16 protein-coding genes are annotated in these 15939 nt (G+C 64.0%); 8 read left to right on the forward strand and 8 right to left on the reverse strand.

The genetic code is table 11. The features are described from left to right. Window positions 1-136: 136 nt before the first annotated feature. The 3 genes from ACH2DW_RS00130 to ACH2DW_RS00140 are packed head-to-tail and all read left to right on the forward strand — an operon-like array spanning window position 137 to window position 2489. On the forward strand, window positions 137-931 hold the full coding sequence (locus ACH2DW_RS00130) for a GNAT family N-acetyltransferase (RefSeq protein WP_394927671.1): 795 nt from the start codon (window positions 137-139) through the stop codon (window positions 929-931). After that, window positions 928-2058: an o-succinylbenzoate synthase gene (gene menC / locus ACH2DW_RS00135; protein ID WP_394927672.1), complete on the forward strand. Its 1131-nt coding sequence runs from the start codon at window positions 928-930 to the stop codon at window positions 2056-2058. The genes ACH2DW_RS00130 and menC overlap by 4 nt, the downstream gene beginning before the upstream one ends. A gap of 23 nt (window positions 2059-2081) precedes the next feature. Further along, window positions 2082-2489, forward strand: a complete 408-nt coding sequence (locus tag ACH2DW_RS00140) for an SCP2 sterol-binding domain-containing protein (protein WP_394927673.1) — start codon at window positions 2082-2084, stop codon at window positions 2487-2489. Between the two features lie 20 nt (window positions 2490-2509). Here ACH2DW_RS00140 and ACH2DW_RS00145 read toward each other — a convergent pair whose 3' ends face one another. Together ACH2DW_RS00145 and ACH2DW_RS00150 are read right to left on the reverse strand one after the other, a co-directional pair. Next, window positions 2510-3409 carry an SDR family oxidoreductase gene (locus ACH2DW_RS00145; RefSeq protein ID WP_394927674.1) on the reverse strand — a complete coding sequence of 300 codons (900 nt, stop codon included), beginning with the start codon at window positions 3407-3409 and terminating at the stop codon, window positions 2510-2512. A gap of 43 nt (window positions 3410-3452) precedes the next feature. Continuing rightward, window positions 3453-5654: a PASTA domain-containing protein gene (locus ACH2DW_RS00150; RefSeq protein WP_394927675.1), complete on the reverse strand. Its 2202-nt coding sequence runs from the start codon at window positions 5652-5654 to the stop codon at window positions 3453-3455. A gap of 77 nt (window positions 5655-5731) precedes the next feature. Between ACH2DW_RS00150 and ACH2DW_RS00155 the strand changes: the two genes are divergently transcribed. Continuing rightward, window positions 5732-6256, forward strand: a complete 525-nt coding sequence (locus tag ACH2DW_RS00155; RefSeq protein ID WP_394927676.1) for a hypothetical protein — start codon at window positions 5732-5734, stop codon at window positions 6254-6256. On the opposite strand, the gene ligA is transcribed toward ACH2DW_RS00155, so the two are convergent. Both ligA and ACH2DW_RS00165 read right to left on the reverse strand, forming a co-directional pair. Further along, window positions 6253-8373, reverse strand: a complete 2121-nt coding sequence (gene ligA / locus ACH2DW_RS00160) for an NAD-dependent DNA ligase LigA (RefSeq protein WP_394927677.1) — start codon at window positions 8371-8373, stop codon at window positions 6253-6255. The two genes, ACH2DW_RS00155 and ligA, sit on opposite strands and share 4 nt — an antisense overlap. Before the next feature lie 46 nt (window positions 8374-8419). Continuing rightward, a complete protein-coding gene (locus ACH2DW_RS00165; protein ID WP_394927678.1) occupies window positions 8420-9349 on the reverse strand; it encodes a hypothetical protein in 930 nt (309 codons plus the stop codon). 128 nt (window positions 9350-9477) lie between these two features. On the opposite strand from ACH2DW_RS00165, the gene ACH2DW_RS00170 reads away from it, so the two are divergent. After that, window positions 9478-9885 (forward strand): hypothetical protein, encoded by a 408-nt coding sequence (locus ACH2DW_RS00170; protein ID WP_394927679.1) that lies wholly within the window; start codon window positions 9478-9480, stop codon window positions 9883-9885. Window positions 9886-9989: 104 nt separating this feature from the next. On the opposite strand, the gene ACH2DW_RS00175 is transcribed toward ACH2DW_RS00170, so the two are convergent. After that, window positions 9990-11000, reverse strand: coding sequence for a TRM11 family SAM-dependent methyltransferase (locus ACH2DW_RS00175; protein ID WP_394927680.1), 1011 nt, complete (start codon window positions 10998-11000; stop codon window positions 9990-9992). A 45-nt stretch (window positions 11001-11045) separates the two neighbouring features. Here ACH2DW_RS00175 and ACH2DW_RS00180 point away from each other — a divergent pair, with 45 nt between their 5' ends. After that, the gene (locus tag ACH2DW_RS00180) at window positions 11046-11906 is read left to right on the forward strand and encodes a hypothetical protein (RefSeq protein WP_394927681.1); all 861 of its coding nucleotides are present in this window, start codon (window positions 11046-11048) and stop codon (window positions 11904-11906) included. A 10-nt stretch (window positions 11907-11916) separates the two neighbouring features. Here ACH2DW_RS00180 and mnmA read toward each other — a convergent pair whose 3' ends face one another. Both mnmA and ACH2DW_RS00190 read right to left on the reverse strand, forming a co-directional pair. Next, window positions 11917-12960 (reverse strand): tRNA 2-thiouridine(34) synthase MnmA, encoded by a 1044-nt coding sequence (mnmA, locus tag ACH2DW_RS00185; RefSeq protein ID WP_394927682.1) that lies wholly within the window; start codon window positions 12958-12960, stop codon window positions 11917-11919. Next, the gene (locus ACH2DW_RS00190) at window positions 12957-14099 is read right to left on the reverse strand and encodes a cysteine desulfurase family protein (protein WP_394927683.1); all 1143 of its coding nucleotides are present in this window, start codon (window positions 14097-14099) and stop codon (window positions 12957-12959) included. Before ACH2DW_RS00190 ends, mnmA begins: the two co-directional genes overlap by 4 nt. 34 nt (window positions 14100-14133) lie before the next feature. Between ACH2DW_RS00190 and ACH2DW_RS00195 the strand changes: the two genes are divergently transcribed. Continuing rightward, a complete protein-coding gene (locus tag ACH2DW_RS00195; RefSeq protein WP_394927684.1) occupies window positions 14134-14304 on the forward strand; it encodes a hypothetical protein in 171 nt (56 codons plus the stop codon). Window positions 14305-14327: 23 nt separating this feature from the next. Continuing rightward, window positions 14328-15086, forward strand: coding sequence for a class I SAM-dependent DNA methyltransferase (locus ACH2DW_RS00200; RefSeq protein ID WP_394927685.1), 759 nt, complete (start codon window positions 14328-14330; stop codon window positions 15084-15086). Between the two features lie 11 nt (window positions 15087-15097). Here the strand turns inward: ACH2DW_RS00200 and ACH2DW_RS00205 are convergent, their stop codons facing one another. Next, window positions 15098-15892 carry an SDR family NAD(P)-dependent oxidoreductase gene (locus ACH2DW_RS00205; protein WP_394927686.1) on the reverse strand — a complete coding sequence of 265 codons (795 nt, stop codon included), beginning with the start codon at window positions 15890-15892 and terminating at the stop codon, window positions 15098-15100. Window positions 15893-15939: the final 47 nt, after the last annotated feature.

Consider the following 15939-nt stretch of genomic DNA (forward strand, 5'->3'; position numbering starts at 1 on the left):
AGCGCTGTGATCGCCCCATTGACGGGGATCGGCGCACAGCGCCGAGATTCGTGAGGCGTTGGCAGTGCCCAGCGCCTACCGTGTGGAGCGAGGCACCCATCCCCATCGTCCGGTGTCGACACAACGAGCATTTTTCATGAACCCCACTCTGACACCCAACGACGGAGCACCCGAACCCGGAGAGGTTCCGTCGACCCCGGACGGCGCCGTCGAGATCCGTCTCCTCACTGACGCCGACGACATGGTCATCATCGGCGAGGTGTTCCAACAGGTCTGGGGCTCGATGACTGAACTCGTCCGCCTCGAAATGTTGATGGCGGTCTCACATGCCGGTGGCTATGTTGTCGGAGCGTTCGACACTTCCCGCCGAAGCGACAATCACCCGAACGGTCAGATCCTGGGTGCGTCAGTGGCGTTACTTGCCACCCACCAGGGCCAGCCCGCACTCCACAGTCACGTCACCGGCATCTTGCCGGGGGCACGGAGTACTGGTCTCGGGCGAGCCATGAAGTTGCACCAACAGTCGTGGGCCCGCGAGCGAGGCATCGAGTGGATTGTCTGGACGTTCGACCCGCTGGTCCGCCGCAACGCCTGGTTCAACATTGCGATCCTCGGCGCCGAGGTCCACGAGTACCTCCCGCGGTTCTACGGCACGATGACCGATGCCATCAACGCCGGCGACGAGTCTGATCGCCTGCTCGTGGCCTGGTCGACTGCTACCGACGCCGCCGCTCCCGTCCGTGATGGCACCGGCAGCGACGCACACTCGCTCATTCCCACACCCGACGACATCGTCACGCTTCGCCGAACTGACCCTGCAGCGGTCGCCACGTGGCGCGCCAGCAGCCGCAAGGCGCTCACGACTGCGCTTGACTCCGGTCGGCACGTCGTCGGATTTACCCGCAACGGAGAGTACGTGATCGGCTCATGACAAATTTCCAGCTTGGTCTGGTTGAACTGCGGCGGATTGCCATGCCGCTCGTCAGCCCGTTCCGTACGAGCTTCGGGTCGCAGTCCGCTCGAGACATCCTGCTCGTCAGAGTGGAATTGGCCGCTGAGGACGGCTCGGTGACCGAGGGCTGGGGCGAGTGCGTCGCGCTCTCTGAGCCCAGCTACTCGCCCGAGTACGTCGAAGGCGCACAACACGTGATCGAACACCACCTGCTGCCGCAGCTGCGCTCGACGGGCCGTCTCGACGCAGCTGGCGTCGGAGCGGCGCTGTCCAAGCTGCACGGGCATCCGATGGCGAAGGCGGCCATCGAGATGGCCGTGCTCGACGCGCAGTTGCGCTCCACCGAGACGTCGTTTGCCAGCTACCTCGGCGCCACCCGCACCACGATTCCCAGCGGCGTGAGCGTCGGCATTCACGATTCAGTTGACGACCTCCTCAACACCGTGCAGGGCTACGTCGACGACGGATACGTCCGCATCAAACTCAAGATCGAACCCGGCAGCGACATCGAGCACGTCGCCGCTGTGCGCGAGCTCATCGGCCCCGACACGCCTCTGCAGGTCGATGCCAACACGGCCTACCGCCGGACCGATGGACAGCATCTCCGCCAACTCGACCCGTTCAACATGCTGCTGATCGAACAGCCACTGCCTGAGGCTGACATCATCGGCCATGCGCTGCTGGCCGCCGAGGTCGACACGCCGATCTGCCTCGATGAGTCGTTGGTGTCTGCGAGCGGCACTGCTGACGCAATCGAACTCGGAGCGTGTGAGATCGCAAACATCAAGCCAGGCCGCGTGGGCGGGTATTTGGAAGCTGTTCGCATTCACGATCTGTGCGTCGCGAAGAACATTCCGGTCTGGTGCGGCGGAATGCTCGAGACCGGCATCGGACGAGCCGCCAACGCCGTGCTCGCAGCGCTGCCCGGCTTCACCCTCCCCGGTGACATCAGCGCATCGACACGCTTCTACGCACAGGACATCGTGATCGACCCGATCACGATCACCGACGGTCACGTCACGGTGCCGACGTCGCCCGGGCTCGGCTTCGAACTCGACAAGACGTTCCTCGATCAGGTCACCACTCGCACGACCACGCTCCGCTGAGCGTCAGGGCTATCGTGACAGCCATGACGCATGCCTTTCTGAGCAACGACTGGATGGACGCGGCGCGGGGCATCCGTGAGAAGTACTCCGATCAGGTCCCCGAAATTCCCACGGTGATCAAGATCAACCTGGCAATCCTCGAGGTGCCGTTCGACGAAGACATCGTCAACGCCTTCTTCGACACCTCGTCCGGCGGGCTGCAGCTCGAACTCGGCGAACTCGACGACGCAGATGCGACCATCACCACGGACTACGCGACCGCTCAAGCCCTCTTCGTCGAACAGGATCAGACCATTGCCATGCAGGCTTTCATGGCCGGCAAGATCAAGGTCCAGGGCGACATGATGAAGATGATGGCCATGCAGACGGCCATTCCGTCGAACGAGTTCACCGACACGATCGCCGAAGAAATCAAGTCGATCACCGCTTGACGGCTCCGCGTTGCGGGCGGTCAGTTCATGTCGGCGTCGACGGGTGGCTGCAGCGTCATCGGCTGCATTGCCTCGCGCAGTTCATCGACCGTCCATGCCCCGACTGTCTCGATGCGATCGGCCATCTCCCAGGAGGTCACGCGCTTCACGACACCGCCCTTGATGTAGAACGTCTCGCCAGAGAACGGACAGTCGGGCGTGCTCAGGTAAGCGACCAGCGGTGCCACGTTCGCAGGATCCCAGTTGTCAAAGCCGGCGTCGGCCGGCGTCATGATGTCTTCGAGGCCCGGGGTGGCGAGCGTGAGCCGCGTCCGCGCGCCGGGGGCGATGCAGTTGCTGACCACGCCATATCGCCCCAGCTCTTTGGCCGCGATCTGGCTCATCGTTGCGATGCCGGACTTGGCGGCGCCGTAGTTCGTTTGGCCTGGGTTCGCGAACAGCCCCGACGTGCTTGAGGTATGCACCAGGTTCCGCGGCGCCGCACGGCCCGCCTTGTGCTCGTCACGCCAATACGCAGCAGCATGACGGGTGGGAGCAAAGTGGCCCTTGAGATGCACGTTGACGACAGCGTCGAACTCGTCCTCAGTCATGTTGACGAGGTAGCGGTCGCGCAGAATGCCCGCGTTGTTGACGACGACGTCGAGTCCACCAAAGACTTCAATGGCCTGATCGACCATGCGCTTGGCGCCGTCCCAATCGGCGACGTCGTCGGCGTTGGCAACGGCCTGGCCGCCAAGTGCCCGAGCTTCAGCAGCGACTTCGTCGGCCGGTGTGGCGTCGTCGCCGCTGCCGTCGTTGTCGCTGCCGCGATCGTTCACGACGAGTCGAGCGCCTTCGTTGGCCATGAACAGCGCGTGCTCGCGTCCGAGGCCGCGACCCGCACCAGTGATGATGACCACACGCCCGTCAAGTGATGTCATCCCCCGAAACTAGCGATCACCATCGCAGCGAGACGATTCCCGATTAGAGGAAGATGAGATCGACGGAGGTCCCGCGTCGATACAGATCACCGATCGGATCAGCTGAGATGCTGATCGACAAGAACGTGCCTTCGGTCGTGCCGAGCAAGCTGCCGATCGTAAACCCGGCGTCGGTCAGCACCTGCTGGGCAGCGGTATAGCTGAGTCCCTCGAGCGCCGGCAGCGCAATGAGGTCGGGCCCCTTGGATCGGATCACCGTGATCGTTCCGTCGCGAGGCAACTCGACGCCGACTGCGGTGTCCTGGCGGAAGATGATGCCAGCCGGGACGTCGTCGCTGAAGGCATCCTCACCCGCAACCACGTTCAGTTGGACTTGCCCTGCGACGGCCTGCGCTTCTTCGAGCGTCAGGCCGGTCACGTCGATGACCACCCGAGGTGCTGGACCCTTTGACACCGTGAGCGCCAGGTTGGTTCCGGGGAGCACCTCGCCGCCGGCAACGCTTGCTTCTGCACCGATGACCCGCCACGACAGCACCACGCCTGATTCGGCGACTTCGTCGAACCCTTCGGCATCGACGATGCTCTGCAGCTGCAGATCGGCGAGCGTCGCGGCGGCCGCTTCAGCGGTGAGCCCAGCGACTTCGGGCAGCACGCGAAAGAGCGGCCCGTCGCTGACGAACAGCGTGAAGTCGGCGCCTTCTTCGAGCACAGCACCCGGCAGCGGGAACGTCCGAATGACTTCGCCGACATCAGGTTCGTCGTCGCTGCGTTCGTACTCGACACCGATGACCCAGTCGTTGCCAGCGATCTCGTTGAGCGCGACTGCCTCTTCGACACCCGCCAACTCGGGGACCTCATATGACTTGGTGCGCAGCAGGTAGAACGCCGCGAACGCAATTGCGGCGACCCCGGCGATGACGAAAAGCGCCAGCATCACCATGGCGCCCGTGCGGCGTCGTGGTCGTTCGTCGTCATACAACTCGCTCGGCGCTGACGCGAGCGGCATTGCCGTGACCGGCATCTGTTCAGTCGCCGGGGCCGAGTCAGGTACGACCTCGTCCACCACAGTGGTCGGCACAGCTGCCACATCCGTTTCCGCGACATCTGTGACCTCGGCATCGGAGACGTCGCTCAGAATGACGAGTCCGTCACCGTCGCCAGCCGGAATCGGAGCATCGGCAGCACCGGCTGCGGCGATCCCGGCTGCGGCAGCAACAACGACAGGCGCATCCAGGTCAGACTCCGGAGCAGTCGTGCTCGCCACGATCTCAGGTTCTGCGATTGAATCCACCGGGCGTTCAACGCCTCCAGTCGGGTCGCTCGGACGACGCATGTCCACCGGCTCAAGCAGTGCGGCCGCCACGATCGGAATGGGCTCCGGCCGGGGCAGCTTCTCGGCCGCCTGCACCAAGGCCCGGCCGTATTCACCAGCGGTGAAACGATCCTCTGCTTCCGGCCGCCCCGCACGTTCGATGACCGATGCCAGCGAGCCGATGTCGGCCGACACGGGCATCAACTTGCCGACGCGGGCAGCAAGCGTTGAGACCGTCGAGTCCGAGGCGAACGGCACGGTCCCCGTGACGGCTTCGAGCAGGCAGAGCGCCAATGCGTAGACGTCGGTCTTGGGGCCGACGTCGAGTCCCAATGCCTGTTCCGGCGACGCATAGCGGGCGACGTGGGTGGCCACGGTTGCCGGCTCGGTCCACGCTTCGCGACCAATGAGTTCGGCCATGCCGAAATCGACGATACGTAGGCGGCGATCCGTTCCGAACACCAGCTTCGACGGGGTGAGTTCAGTGTGGGCGATCCCGCGTTCATGAGCGGCAGCGAGTGCACGGCACGCTTCGAGGCCAACGACCAGCGCCTGAGAAGGCTCGAGGAGTCGGCCACGATCGAACAGGTCTCGCAGGCTGCCGCCGCCGAGGTGTTCCACCACCCAGAACACCGTGGATGCGCCATCGAGTTCGATGTCGCCCCAGTTGAGCACGGCGGCGATGTTGGGATGCCCGAGTGCAGCGGCGACCTCTGCACGCGTGCGGAACTCCCGGCGGAAGGCCTCGTCCTCGGCCAGATCCGGCTGCACGATCTTGAACGTGACCGGCTGGTCCGTCTCAATGTCAAAGGCCGAGCAGATCACGGTGTTGGCCCCCGCTGAGACGACCTCAACGACGCGGTATCGATCGACGAGCACGCGATCAACGAGGTCGTCGACGCTGTCGTTTCCAAATGTCTTCCCAACCGCCACCGCGAAAAGCTACCGCCTGGACTCAACCGAGTGGTTTCAGGTGTGTGGCATGCGGACTTGCCCGGCATGATAAAGGCGTGACCGACCTCGACGATCCTGTTGAGCATGACGAAACACCATCGTTGGCGCCCGCCAAGCGGCGCAGGCCCGACCGTGGGCTTCTGATTGCCAGCTTGGTGATTGCCGCTGGCCTGACGCTGATCGTGTGGGGCTTTTTCAGCGCGATCACCGGTGATGAAGGTGTGAACCGGCCTGCCGAGATCGAGTCGATCTCGCCCGTCGAGAATGCGGTGCAGGTCCTCCAGCAGGAGGGCATCGCCGTCGATCTCGAGTTCGGCTACGAGGCGGTCCTCATCGTCGATGGCATCGAACTCGAGACCACCAACATCGGCGAGCTTGAAGCTGAGCCGGGCCAGCTTTTGGCATTTCCACCGACGGCAATCTTCGATCCGGGCAACTCGATCATCTCGTTCACACCGTCCGACGATGCACAGATCACCGAATTCGTTCAGGGGCGCCACCAGGCACGGGTGCTGTATTGGCGCGTCGACGAGGGGCGCGACAACGCCCGCTCGTACAACTGGTTCTTCGAAGTCGTCTAGTTCGCCTCACCGGCGCCGGGCTCGGGCAGCTCGACTCCGGGCACTGCACCCGTTGCCAGGAGCTCTTCGAAGTCAGCCGCCGCGACGATGGGTACGCCGAGCGTTTCGGCCTTGGTGAGCTTGCTCGCACCGGCGTGGTCGCCGACGACCAAAGCGAGGGTCTTTTTGCTGACGCTGCCAGGGCTCTTACCGCCGCGCGACGTGATGGCTTCAGCTGCTTGCTCTCGGCTGTAGCCCGGGACTGTTCCGGTCACGACCACCGTTTGCCCCTCAAGCGATTGGGGGATGAGCGCTTTCGCCTCTGCAGCACGAACTGCGTCCTCAGGATCGCCGAAGTTGAGCCCAGCATCTCGGAATCGCTCGACGAGCGCACGGTTCTCCGGCGCTGCAAACCATTCCGTGATTGTGGAGGCAATGACTCCGCCCACGCCATCGACGGCGGCCAGCTCTTCGGTGGTCCGTCCCATAATGGCATCGAGTGTGTGGAACTCAGCGGCGAGTGCCTGCGATGCCGCCGGACCAAAGTGCCGAACGCCGAGCGACCGCATGAACTTCTGAAGTGGCCGGTCCTTCGATGCTTGGATCGAGTCGACGAGGTTCGTGGCACTGGTCGCGCCGATGCGGTCGAGCGCCACGAGTTGCTCAACGGTGAGGGAATACAAATCAGCTGCGTCGGTGATCAAATCAGCGTCGATGAGCTTCTCAATCATCTGCTCACCGAGTCCCTCGATGTCCATCCCACCACGCGAGGCGAAATAGGCAATCTTCGCGACCTGTTTTGCTGGACACGTCGGGTTGAAGCAGCGCGTGTCGGCCTCACCGTCGGGGAGGACGAGCAGCACGCCGCAACTCGGGCAGCTGACGGGGAACTCCCATGCCACGCTGCCCTTCGGACGCTTGTTGGCTGGTGCCGGGCCGACAACCTCAGGGATCACGTCGCCGGCCTTACGAACGATGACCGTGTCGCCTGGTCGCACGTCTTTCACGGCGACCTGCTCACGATTGTGAAGTGTCGCCATACCCACGGTCGATCCGCCGACAAAGACCGGGTCGAGGACTGCGAATGGCGTCGCTCGACCGGTCCGCCCAACCGAGACGCGAATATCGAGGAGGGTTGTGGTCCGTTCCTCAGGTGGGAACTTGTAAGCGATGGCCCACCTCGGAGCGCGCGAGGTGAAGCCGAGTAGGTCTTGCTGGACCGGGTCGTCGACCTTGATCACGACGCCATCGATCTCGTAGTCGAGCGTGTGTCGATGATCCTGCCAGTGCAGGCAGTGGGCGGCGACCTCATCGATTGTCCGGAAACGTTGCACATGTTCGTTCGTCGGAAAACCGAGCTCGCCGACCCAGGCCAGAGTGTCAGCATGGCTCGAGAAGACGGGTCCGCCGTCCACATCACCAAGCTGGTACGCCCAGAACGAGAGCTCCCGCTCGGCAGTCTTGGCCGGGTCCTTCTGCCGGAGACTTCCTGCAGCAGAGTTTCTCGGATTGACGAACGGCTTATCGCCGGCGGCAATCGCCCGCCCATTCAGCCGCTCGAAGGCCGACGTGCCCATGTACACCTCGCCGCGGACTTCGACCACTGCCGGGACGTCGTTGCCTGATGGCTTCGAGAGTTCGTGTGGGATGTCGGCAATGGTCGCCACGTTCGCCGTGACGTCTTCGCCGACGGTGCCGTCGCCGCGAGTTGCCGCCTGCACGAACTGCCCGGCCTCGTAGCGAATGCTCATCGCCAGCCCATCAAACTTGAGCTCGCAGACGAACGTGGGCACCTGACCGTCGAGGCCCTTCACGACACGATCGGCCCACGCGACGAGTTCGTCGCGATTCATCGCATTGTCGAGACTCATCATCGGCACGCGGTGCACCACAGGGTCAAACGTCGCACTGGTCGCGCCGCCGACTTGCCCGGTTGGCGACGTGTCAGTCGCCAGGTCTGGATACTCGGCCTCCAGTGCGCGCAGTTCACGTGCCAGATCGTCGTAGTCGGCATCGCTGATCTCGGGGTCGTCCAGGGTGTGGTAGCGCTCATTGTGGTGAGCGACCTGGGCCCGCAACGATTCGACGCGGACTGCTGGATTGGGTGGTGTGCTGGCTGACGATTCGCCGGAGGACATCAGGGTGGAGGCTATTCGGCCGGGCCCGATGATCTCGCCAGGCAGATCAAGCGCCGAGGGCGAACCGCGTGGCGTTGGACTGGTCGCGGACGCGCTTGGCGACCTCTGCGGTGAGTCGAGCCAAACGTCGTGCGACCGACACGGCATGAGCCTCAAGGCCGCCACCCGGGGTGACCATGCTCTGCCGACGAAGAGCAACGGGATCACAACCGCGACGCACGAGTTCGCACCAGACGTCGCTCAACGCTCGCCAGTATCGATCAGCACCGGCAGCGATCGGCCCGCCGGTCGGCACAACACCCCACGCAATGACGCCGCCGTCGTCGAGGAATCGGTCGATGTAACCAGCCCAGTCGACAAGGTCATCGGCAACGGGTACCGAGATGACGGCTGGGCCAGACGCCAGCATCGTCGCAATGTCGCATTGCAAGTTGCAGTGGATTCCGGCGACCACGTCATGCGGCAGTGCAGCCATCGCGCTCGACATCACGTCGACAGCGTGATCCGGAGGAATCGGAAAGTCGGGCCGCATCAGATCGGCAAGTGCCGGCTCGTCGATCATCACGAGTTGCGGTGAATTCGGGAGCACGCGACTCACTTCCGCCGCGATCTCGACCAGTTTCGAACCGACGACCTTGCCAGCGAGCGCGAAAGCCTCCGCTGGCTCGAGGCCAGCGTCGCACAGCGACACGCCGACCGAGAGCGGGCCGGGCAGGTGCCACGTAATCGGCTCACCGTCGAGGTTGACCAACCGGCCGAGCGTGAGAAATGCATGCAAGCCGTCAAACGACGAGTCGTCGAGCTCGTTGGTCGCGAGCGCCGCAGCAGTCATGCCGGCCACGTTCGGAAGTGACGGAATGGTGGCGATCTCAAATTCGCCGATGGCGAACGCCGCAGCAGCAGCGGCATCGCGATGCGGAAGCCCTCCGATGCTCGTCGCTGCGCCATTGGCGAAGCGACTGTCTTTCGCAATCATCGTGCCATCGTTTCACGCACCACCGTTCACAACCGAATCCAAGGGTCGCATCGCTCTCGATCAGCTGGCAACAAAGTTCCGCAGACTCGCCTCTGCCGCAACAGCACACGCGTGTGGCAGGGTGAGGTATGGCGTTTGGACAGTCGGCAGGCCCACCGGCAACCGGAAAGCAAATTCGCGAGCTCCTCGAATTGCTTGAGGCGGCCGGCCACAGCGACTTTCGCGATGCCCGCGGCCCAATGGGTTTCACCCAACGGCAGGCCGGCGGCAAGTTCACCCGCGACGAAGCCGATGAGTTCATCGAGCAGCTCGAGACGGAAATCCACGGCGACGGCCCCCCGCCCGGCTCGCATGCACCTGCCGCAAAGCGCACTCCGAAACCACCGCCGAGCGCCCCGAAGTCAGCGCCGCAAACGAAGGCCGCTGACCCACCGCCAAAGAAGCGTGCAACCTCCGGCATTGCGCTCGACACTGTGCCGGTCGAAGACCTCGCCGCCGAGCTACAGCGCCGTGGCTGGGTCGTTCTCGAACCCTGAGCCAGCACCGCCAGCCCAACCGCGACTTGGACCATCACCGACCACAACGGCGAAGCCGTCGGTTGGCACCTCCACGGTCACCGACGCAATTGTGACCGTTGCACTCAGATGCGATTGGACCGGTTCGCCAGGAACACATCACGGCTGATCGTTCGATCGACCTGGTGCTCAAATCCGCGGGTCGCGACCGCATCGAATCCGGCTCGGTCGAGCAGCGCCGCCATGTCGCTGGCGCGCAGCGTCTTCGTGTTCCACGACAGCGCCACTGAGCCGCCGGTTCGAATCTGCGACGGCCACCGCGCGGCGACGTTCTCCACGAGATCTCCGACCGACGTCGGCGTGCGGTTGCCGTCCGACCTGGCCTGGTGTTGAATCCCATACGGCAGGTCGCTCACGATCATCGCGTGTCGACCCACCGCCACCGCGCCGCTGTCTGCTGGCGCATTGAACGCGCGAATGTCGGGAACCGTCTTGCCCGAGAGACCTGCCCGATCGACCGCCACGGTGAAGTCGAAGTGACGGCACTCGCTGTTCTGTTTCTTGTATCGCTGCATCTTGTGGGGGTAACGATTGCTCTTTGCCCACTGCTCGAGAAACGTTGCGTAGTCATCGAGCGCACGGCGATCGACGTCGAGCCCTGTTGCCCGAGCTCCGTACAGCAGGGCCCAGTTCAGCGTCGTGCCGCGCCCACACATCGGGTCGAGCACCGAACGGTCGTCGGCCGCCTTCGACGCGTCCGCAGCGCTCGCCACGTTGAGCATCAGGCGGGTCAGCCGCTCGCTCGTCTTACCCTTGTATCGCTGCGCTGTCACGACCTCGGTCCCGAACGCGAGTTGCTCGCGCAGCGGCAGCGGTTCGAGTGATGACGTTGAGTGCACTGCAAACGCGGCAGCGGTGGCCGAGAGTCGTCCGAGTTGCTCGACGAGCGGCTCGCGCTCGCCGTCGAAATCGAAGTCGAGATATGACGTCCGGCCTTCGTCGACCTGGGAAATCTTCGTCTCCGGAGTCCCCAGACGGTGGGTGAGGATCACATCGAGCTCCGCTGCAGCAATCGCACCCAACGACTTCGTGAACACCCGGTTCAGGTCGGTCTCAAGGTAGATCCGGAACTTCATCAGCGGTCAGAGTAGGTCACCGAAGGTGGCTCGTAGCATGTTGTGATGGCAGCGTGGATCGCTCGAGGAGCATGGGTACTCGTCGCAATCGTCGGTGGGGCAGCCATCGACGGCGCGCTCGCAGATCGCAGCGACGCGGTGCGGTGGGTTGCAGGTGTCGGGTGCTGGATGCTGTGGGGCATCGTGATGGCCGCCCTCGCTCTTCCGGCCGTTCGGTCGCTCACCATCGCTCGGGTCGGTGCACCGTTGTCGCTGGTCGTTGCAGTCGTCGCCGCCGTTGCTGGAGCTCCGGCGCTCGATCTCGCGCTGCTCGCCGTGCCTGCTGTTGTTGCGTGTGCGGCGATCTTCACCGCCGACTTTGGCCGTGTCTTCGTGCAAGCCTCGTCATACGGCGACGAGGAGCGGCTTCCGCTTCGCTTCCCGGTGGCTGCCGGCTCAGCCGCAGTCGTGATGTGGGTCATCTGGGCGCCGGCACTCCTGCTCGGACCCATCCTCATCGCGGCCAAGAACCCCATCGGCGGCGGCATCCTCACCCTGCTCGCTGCCGCAGGGATCGTGCTCCTCGTTCCCAAGTGGCATCGCCTCTCACGACGCTGGCTCGTCCTCGTTCCGGCCGGACTCGTCGTGCATGACCCGGTCGTGCTCGCCGACACCTTGATGGTCCGCACGAATCAGCTTGCCGGGATGCGTCTCGCTCCCGCTGACACCGAAGCGGCCGACCTCACGGGGCCCGCAAGCGGTTTCGCAATCGAAGTGCAGGCGTCGGAAACCGTCACCACCGTCTTCGCATTCACGCCGCAGGAGCCAAACGGTCGGGCCATCCACATGACCGGATTTCTGATCAGCCCGAGCCGCCCAGGTGAAGCGCTTCGCACGGCAGCGGCACGGGGTATCCCCGTCTCGTAGCTGAATCTGTTCAGTCGGCGATGCCGCCACCGAGCACGCGCTGATCGCTCAGGTCATAGAACACCACGCTCTGACCGGGAGCGATGCGGCGTTGCTGCTCGGCCCACACCACTCGCACCGAGTCCTGGGTGCATTGAATGGTGGCTCGTTGGGTGGCACCGTGGGCGCTTGCCTGCACGAGCACCTCTCCGGACACTTCCTCGTCGACCCACGCCATGGAGTGCACCGTCAGTTCGCTTCGCAACAGATCGCTGTCTGCGCCGACAGTGACGACGCGTGCAGCGGTGTCGACATCCACGACGTAACGTTTCGGCCCGCCTCCCGGCAGTCCGATCCCCTTGCGCTGGCCGATGGTGACCATCTCGACGGACTCAACCTGACCGAGCGGCGTACCGTCAAGATCGACGACCTCGGCGCGATGAAACGGAATACGGTCGCCGAGGAATGACGTCCGCCCACCAGTCGAGGTGATGAAGCACACGTCTTGACTGTCGGGCTTGTCAGCGGTCCGCAAGTCGATCTGCGCTGCCAGCTCGCGCACCTGCGACTTCTGCATTCCGCCAACCGGGAACATCGTGCGTGCAAGCTGGCCCTGATCGAGCATGTGCACCACATAGCTCTGGTCCTTCTTCGGGTCGTCGCCGCGCAACAACGTCAACGTTCCATCGTCATCTCGACCGATGTTGGCGTGGTGTCCGGTGGCGACCGCATCGAAACCGAGCAGGTCGGCGCGCTCGGCGAGCCGGGCGAACTTGACCGATCGGTTGCACTCGATGCACGGGTTCGGTGTCACTCCATTGGCGTGCGCTTCGACGTACGGCTCGACCACGTGCGCGTCGAAGTCGTCACCGAAGTTGAAGACGAGATGATCGATGCCGAGCTGTTGCGCGACTCGCCGAGCGTCATCGACATCACTGACTGAGCAGCAGCCGGTGTCGCTGTCGCCGCCCCACAGTTTCATCGTGACGCCAACCACTTCGTGGCCAGCGTCGCGCAGCAGGAGTGCGGCAACCGACGAGTCAACGCCGCCACTCATTGCGCACATCACCTTCATGACGCCACCTGCGCAGAGCGCTGACGGAGCCGGTCGACTGCGGCGACAACGACCTCGATGCCTCGTTCCACATCTGCTTCGGTCGTGGTGTGGCCGAGTGTCAGACGTAACGCACCCAGCGCGCGCTCATGCGGCACGCCCATGGCAGCGAGCACATGCGATGGTTCCATGGCTCCGCTTGCACAGGCTGAAGCTGCCGAGGCACACACGTCGGCTTCGTCGAGGAGATAGAGCAGCGACTCGCTCTCGATGCCCTCGATGCACACGTGAGCTGAGCCCGCCACTTTGTCGGCGCGAGACAGCGTCTCATGCACACCATTGAGGGATGCTTGCAACCCATCGACGAGCCGGTCGCGAAGGACGCTCACGCGGGCAATCTCTGCCGTCCGCTCGGCGTCGGCCAGTTCAAGGGCCACGGCTGCGGCCACGATTCCCGCAGTGTTGTGAGTGCCACTCCGACGCTCGCGTTCCTGGCCGCCGCCGATGATCAACGGATCAATCTTGGGCCCACCGTTCTCGACGAGCATGCCCACACCCTTCGGGCCACCGAACTTGTGCGCGCTCAGCGACATCAAGTCGACGTGCGGCGTCACATCGCGCAGGTCGAGCCAGCACACAGCCTGAACGGCATCGGTGTGAACCAGCGCCCCGGGAGCGTGGCGGCGCGCGACCCGACCGACAGCTTCGAGATCGTTGATCGAACCGACCTCGTTGTTGACCGTCATGACGCTGACGATCGAGACATTTCGACCCTCGAGCTGCGCTGCCAGGTCATCGAGGTCGACCCGGCCAGCAGCATCAACACCGACGACGATTCCGCCGTGATGTTCGACGACTTCGAGCACAGCGTGATGTTCGACGGCCGCGCACACCGCTGCACCACCAAGGCGTTGCACCGCACCGGTGATGGCCATGTTGTCACTTTCGGTACCACACCCTGTGAAGACCACGTCGTTGGGACGGCACCCCAGCACCGAGGCGACGCGGTCACGTGACTCGTCGACGGCTTGACGTGCCTGTCGCGCGAATCGATGCGACCCCGACGGGTTCGCGTACTGATCTCGCAGGTACGGCAGCATCGCCTCGATCGCCTCATCGCGCATCGGCGCGGAAGCAGCGTGATCGAGGTAGGTCACCATGGCGGCAAGGCTATCGGTGCGATACTTGGCGGCGATGAGCAAGGTCCGCAGCATTCAGTTCAAGAAGCAGCACATTATTGCGTTGGTTGCTGTGATCGCTGCGGGCATCATCGTGGGTCAGGTGGTTGGTCTGTGGGCCGGACTCGCCGCAGCCGCCCTGGTGCTGGGCGCCAACGAAGTCATCGAACGTCGCCTGCGAGCCTGACACTTCGCTGATATCCGGGCCCGATGCGCGACACTGCGGACGTGCATGGCTACGAATCCACCTCCTACGGCGACGGTTTCGCCGAGGTGTACGACGACTGGTACGCGGATGTCACCGACGTTGACGCCACAGTCGACAGGATGGTCACCGTGGCTGGCGCCGGCGGCGCTGTCCTCGAATTGGGTGTCGGCACGGGCCGTTTGGCCGTTCCGATGGTCGAAGCGGGCCTCCGGGTCACGGGCATCGACTCCAGCAACGCCATGCTCGCGCAACTCGCAGTTCGCGACCCGTCGAGCCGCGTCACTTTGATTGCTGGTGACATGGTCAACGATCTACCTGGCGGCCCATTCGACGCCGCGCTTGTGGCCTACAACACCCTGTTCAATCTGCTCGAAGACGGAGCTCAACAACGGTGTTTTGATGCCGTCGCCGCTCGATTGTCACCCGGTGGGGCCTTCGTCGTCGAAGCGTTCGTTCCCGACGGTCGAGACAGCAGCGGGTCAGACGTGTCGGTCAGGTCGATGGCGGTCGACCGAGTGGTGTTGTCCGTGTCGCAGCACTCGCCCGACACGCAGCAGGCAAGCGGCCAGTTTGTCGAGTTCACCGAGACGGGCGGTGTGCGCCTTCGGCCATGGATGGTGCGCTGGGCGACGCCCGAGCAACTCGATGCGATGGCCGCGGCCGCCGGGTTCTCCGTCGAGTCGCGATGGTCGACGATGGACGGCGAACCCTTCACCGAAGAATCGGCACAGCACATCACGGTCTACCGACGCCCGGGCTGATGCTCAGGAATTCAGAAGGAATGGAACCCGCCGTCGATACGGATGATGTCGCCCGTGTGGTACGTGCTCGCCGAGCTGGCCAGGTAGGTGGCAATGCCTGCGAAGTCTTCCTTTGTGCCCCAACGACGCGTCGGGATGCGCGGCATCACCTTCTGCACGAAGGTGTCGTAACCGAAAGCCGGTGCGGTCATGTCGCTCTCGATCCAGCCAGGCAGAATCGAGTTGCATCGAATGCCATGTCGAGCGTGCGCTACGGCGATGCCGCGCATCATTGCATTGACCCCCGCCTTGGTCGCACCGTACGCCTGCCCCGAGGCCGCTCCGAACTCTGACGATCCCGATGAAGTGAACACGATCGAGCCACCGGCGGTGTCGCCTTCTTCGTGTCGAGTAACCATGTGTTTCGCCGCCTCCCGAGCGGTGTAGAACGCACCGTCGAGGTTGACCGACATGACGCGCCGCCAGTCCTCGCTGGTCATCTCGAGGAAGCTCGGCGATGATCCGCTGACGCCCGCATTGACAAACACTGCGTCGATCCGACCGAGTTCGTCGGCAGTGTCGGCCATCGACTGAACGACCGCTTCTTCGTCACTGACGTCACAGATGATCGACAGCAACTCGACGTCGTACTGGCTCAGCACGTCGATCGCCCGCTCGTTCTTCTCAGAATTCGTCCCCCAAATCGCCACGTCGGCACCATGCGCAGCCAGGCCTTCGGCCATGCCCAACCCGATGCCGCTGTTACCGCCGGTGACGAGCGCAACGCGTCCTGTGAGATCAAACGGGGAACTGCCAGACAGGGTCATGGCTCGACTGTAGGTGAGCGAGCACGACGCACGATCATGCCGCTGGC

The organism is uncultured Ilumatobacter sp. (genome assembly GCF_963980585.1).
Lineage (GTDB): Bacteria > Actinomycetota > Acidimicrobiia > Acidimicrobiales > Ilumatobacteraceae > Ilumatobacter_A.

What these genes read in the sequence shown, in the direction of transcription:
- ACH2DW_RS00130 (WP_394927671.1), top strand. Translation starts at nt 137, where the DNA reads ATGAACCCCACTCTGACACCCAACGACGGAGCACCCGAACCCGGAGAG.
- menC (WP_394927672.1), top strand. Translation starts at nt 928, where the DNA reads ATGACAAATTTCCAGCTTGGTCTGGTTGAACTGCGGCGGATTGCCATG.
- ACH2DW_RS00140 (WP_394927673.1), top strand. Translation starts at nt 2,082, where the DNA reads ATGACGCATGCCTTTCTGAGCAACGACTGGATGGACGCGGCGCGGGGC.
- ACH2DW_RS00145 (WP_394927674.1), bottom strand. Translation starts at nt 3,409, where the DNA reads ATGACATCACTTGACGGGCGTGTGGTCATCATCACTGGTGCGGGTCGC.
- ligA (WP_394927677.1), bottom strand. Translation starts at nt 8,373, where the DNA reads ATGTCCTCCGGCGAATCGTCAGCCAGCACACCACCCAATCCAGCAGTC.
- ACH2DW_RS00165 (WP_394927678.1), bottom strand. Translation starts at nt 9,349, where the DNA reads ATGATTGCGAAAGACAGTCGCTTCGCCAATGGCGCAGCGACGAGCATC.
- ACH2DW_RS00170 (WP_394927679.1), top strand. Translation starts at nt 9,478, where the DNA reads ATGGCGTTTGGACAGTCGGCAGGCCCACCGGCAACCGGAAAGCAAATT.
- ACH2DW_RS00175 (WP_394927680.1), bottom strand. Translation starts at nt 11,000, where the DNA reads ATGAAGTTCCGGATCTACCTTGAGACCGACCTGAACCGGGTGTTCACG.
- ACH2DW_RS00180 (WP_394927681.1), top strand. Translation starts at nt 11,046, where the DNA reads ATGGCAGCGTGGATCGCTCGAGGAGCATGGGTACTCGTCGCAATCGTC.
- mnmA (WP_394927682.1), bottom strand. Translation starts at nt 12,960, where the DNA reads ATGAAGGTGATGTGCGCAATGAGTGGCGGCGTTGACTCGTCGGTTGCC.
- ACH2DW_RS00190 (WP_394927683.1), bottom strand. Translation starts at nt 14,099, where the DNA reads ATGGTGACCTACCTCGATCACGCTGCTTCCGCGCCGATGCGCGATGAG.
- ACH2DW_RS00195 (WP_394927684.1), top strand. Translation starts at nt 14,134, where the DNA reads ATGAGCAAGGTCCGCAGCATTCAGTTCAAGAAGCAGCACATTATTGCG.
- ACH2DW_RS00200 (WP_394927685.1), top strand. Translation starts at nt 14,328, where the DNA reads ATGCGCGACACTGCGGACGTGCATGGCTACGAATCCACCTCCTACGGC.
- ACH2DW_RS00205 (WP_394927686.1), bottom strand. Translation starts at nt 15,892, where the DNA reads ATGACCCTGTCTGGCAGTTCCCCGTTTGATCTCACAGGACGCGTTGCG.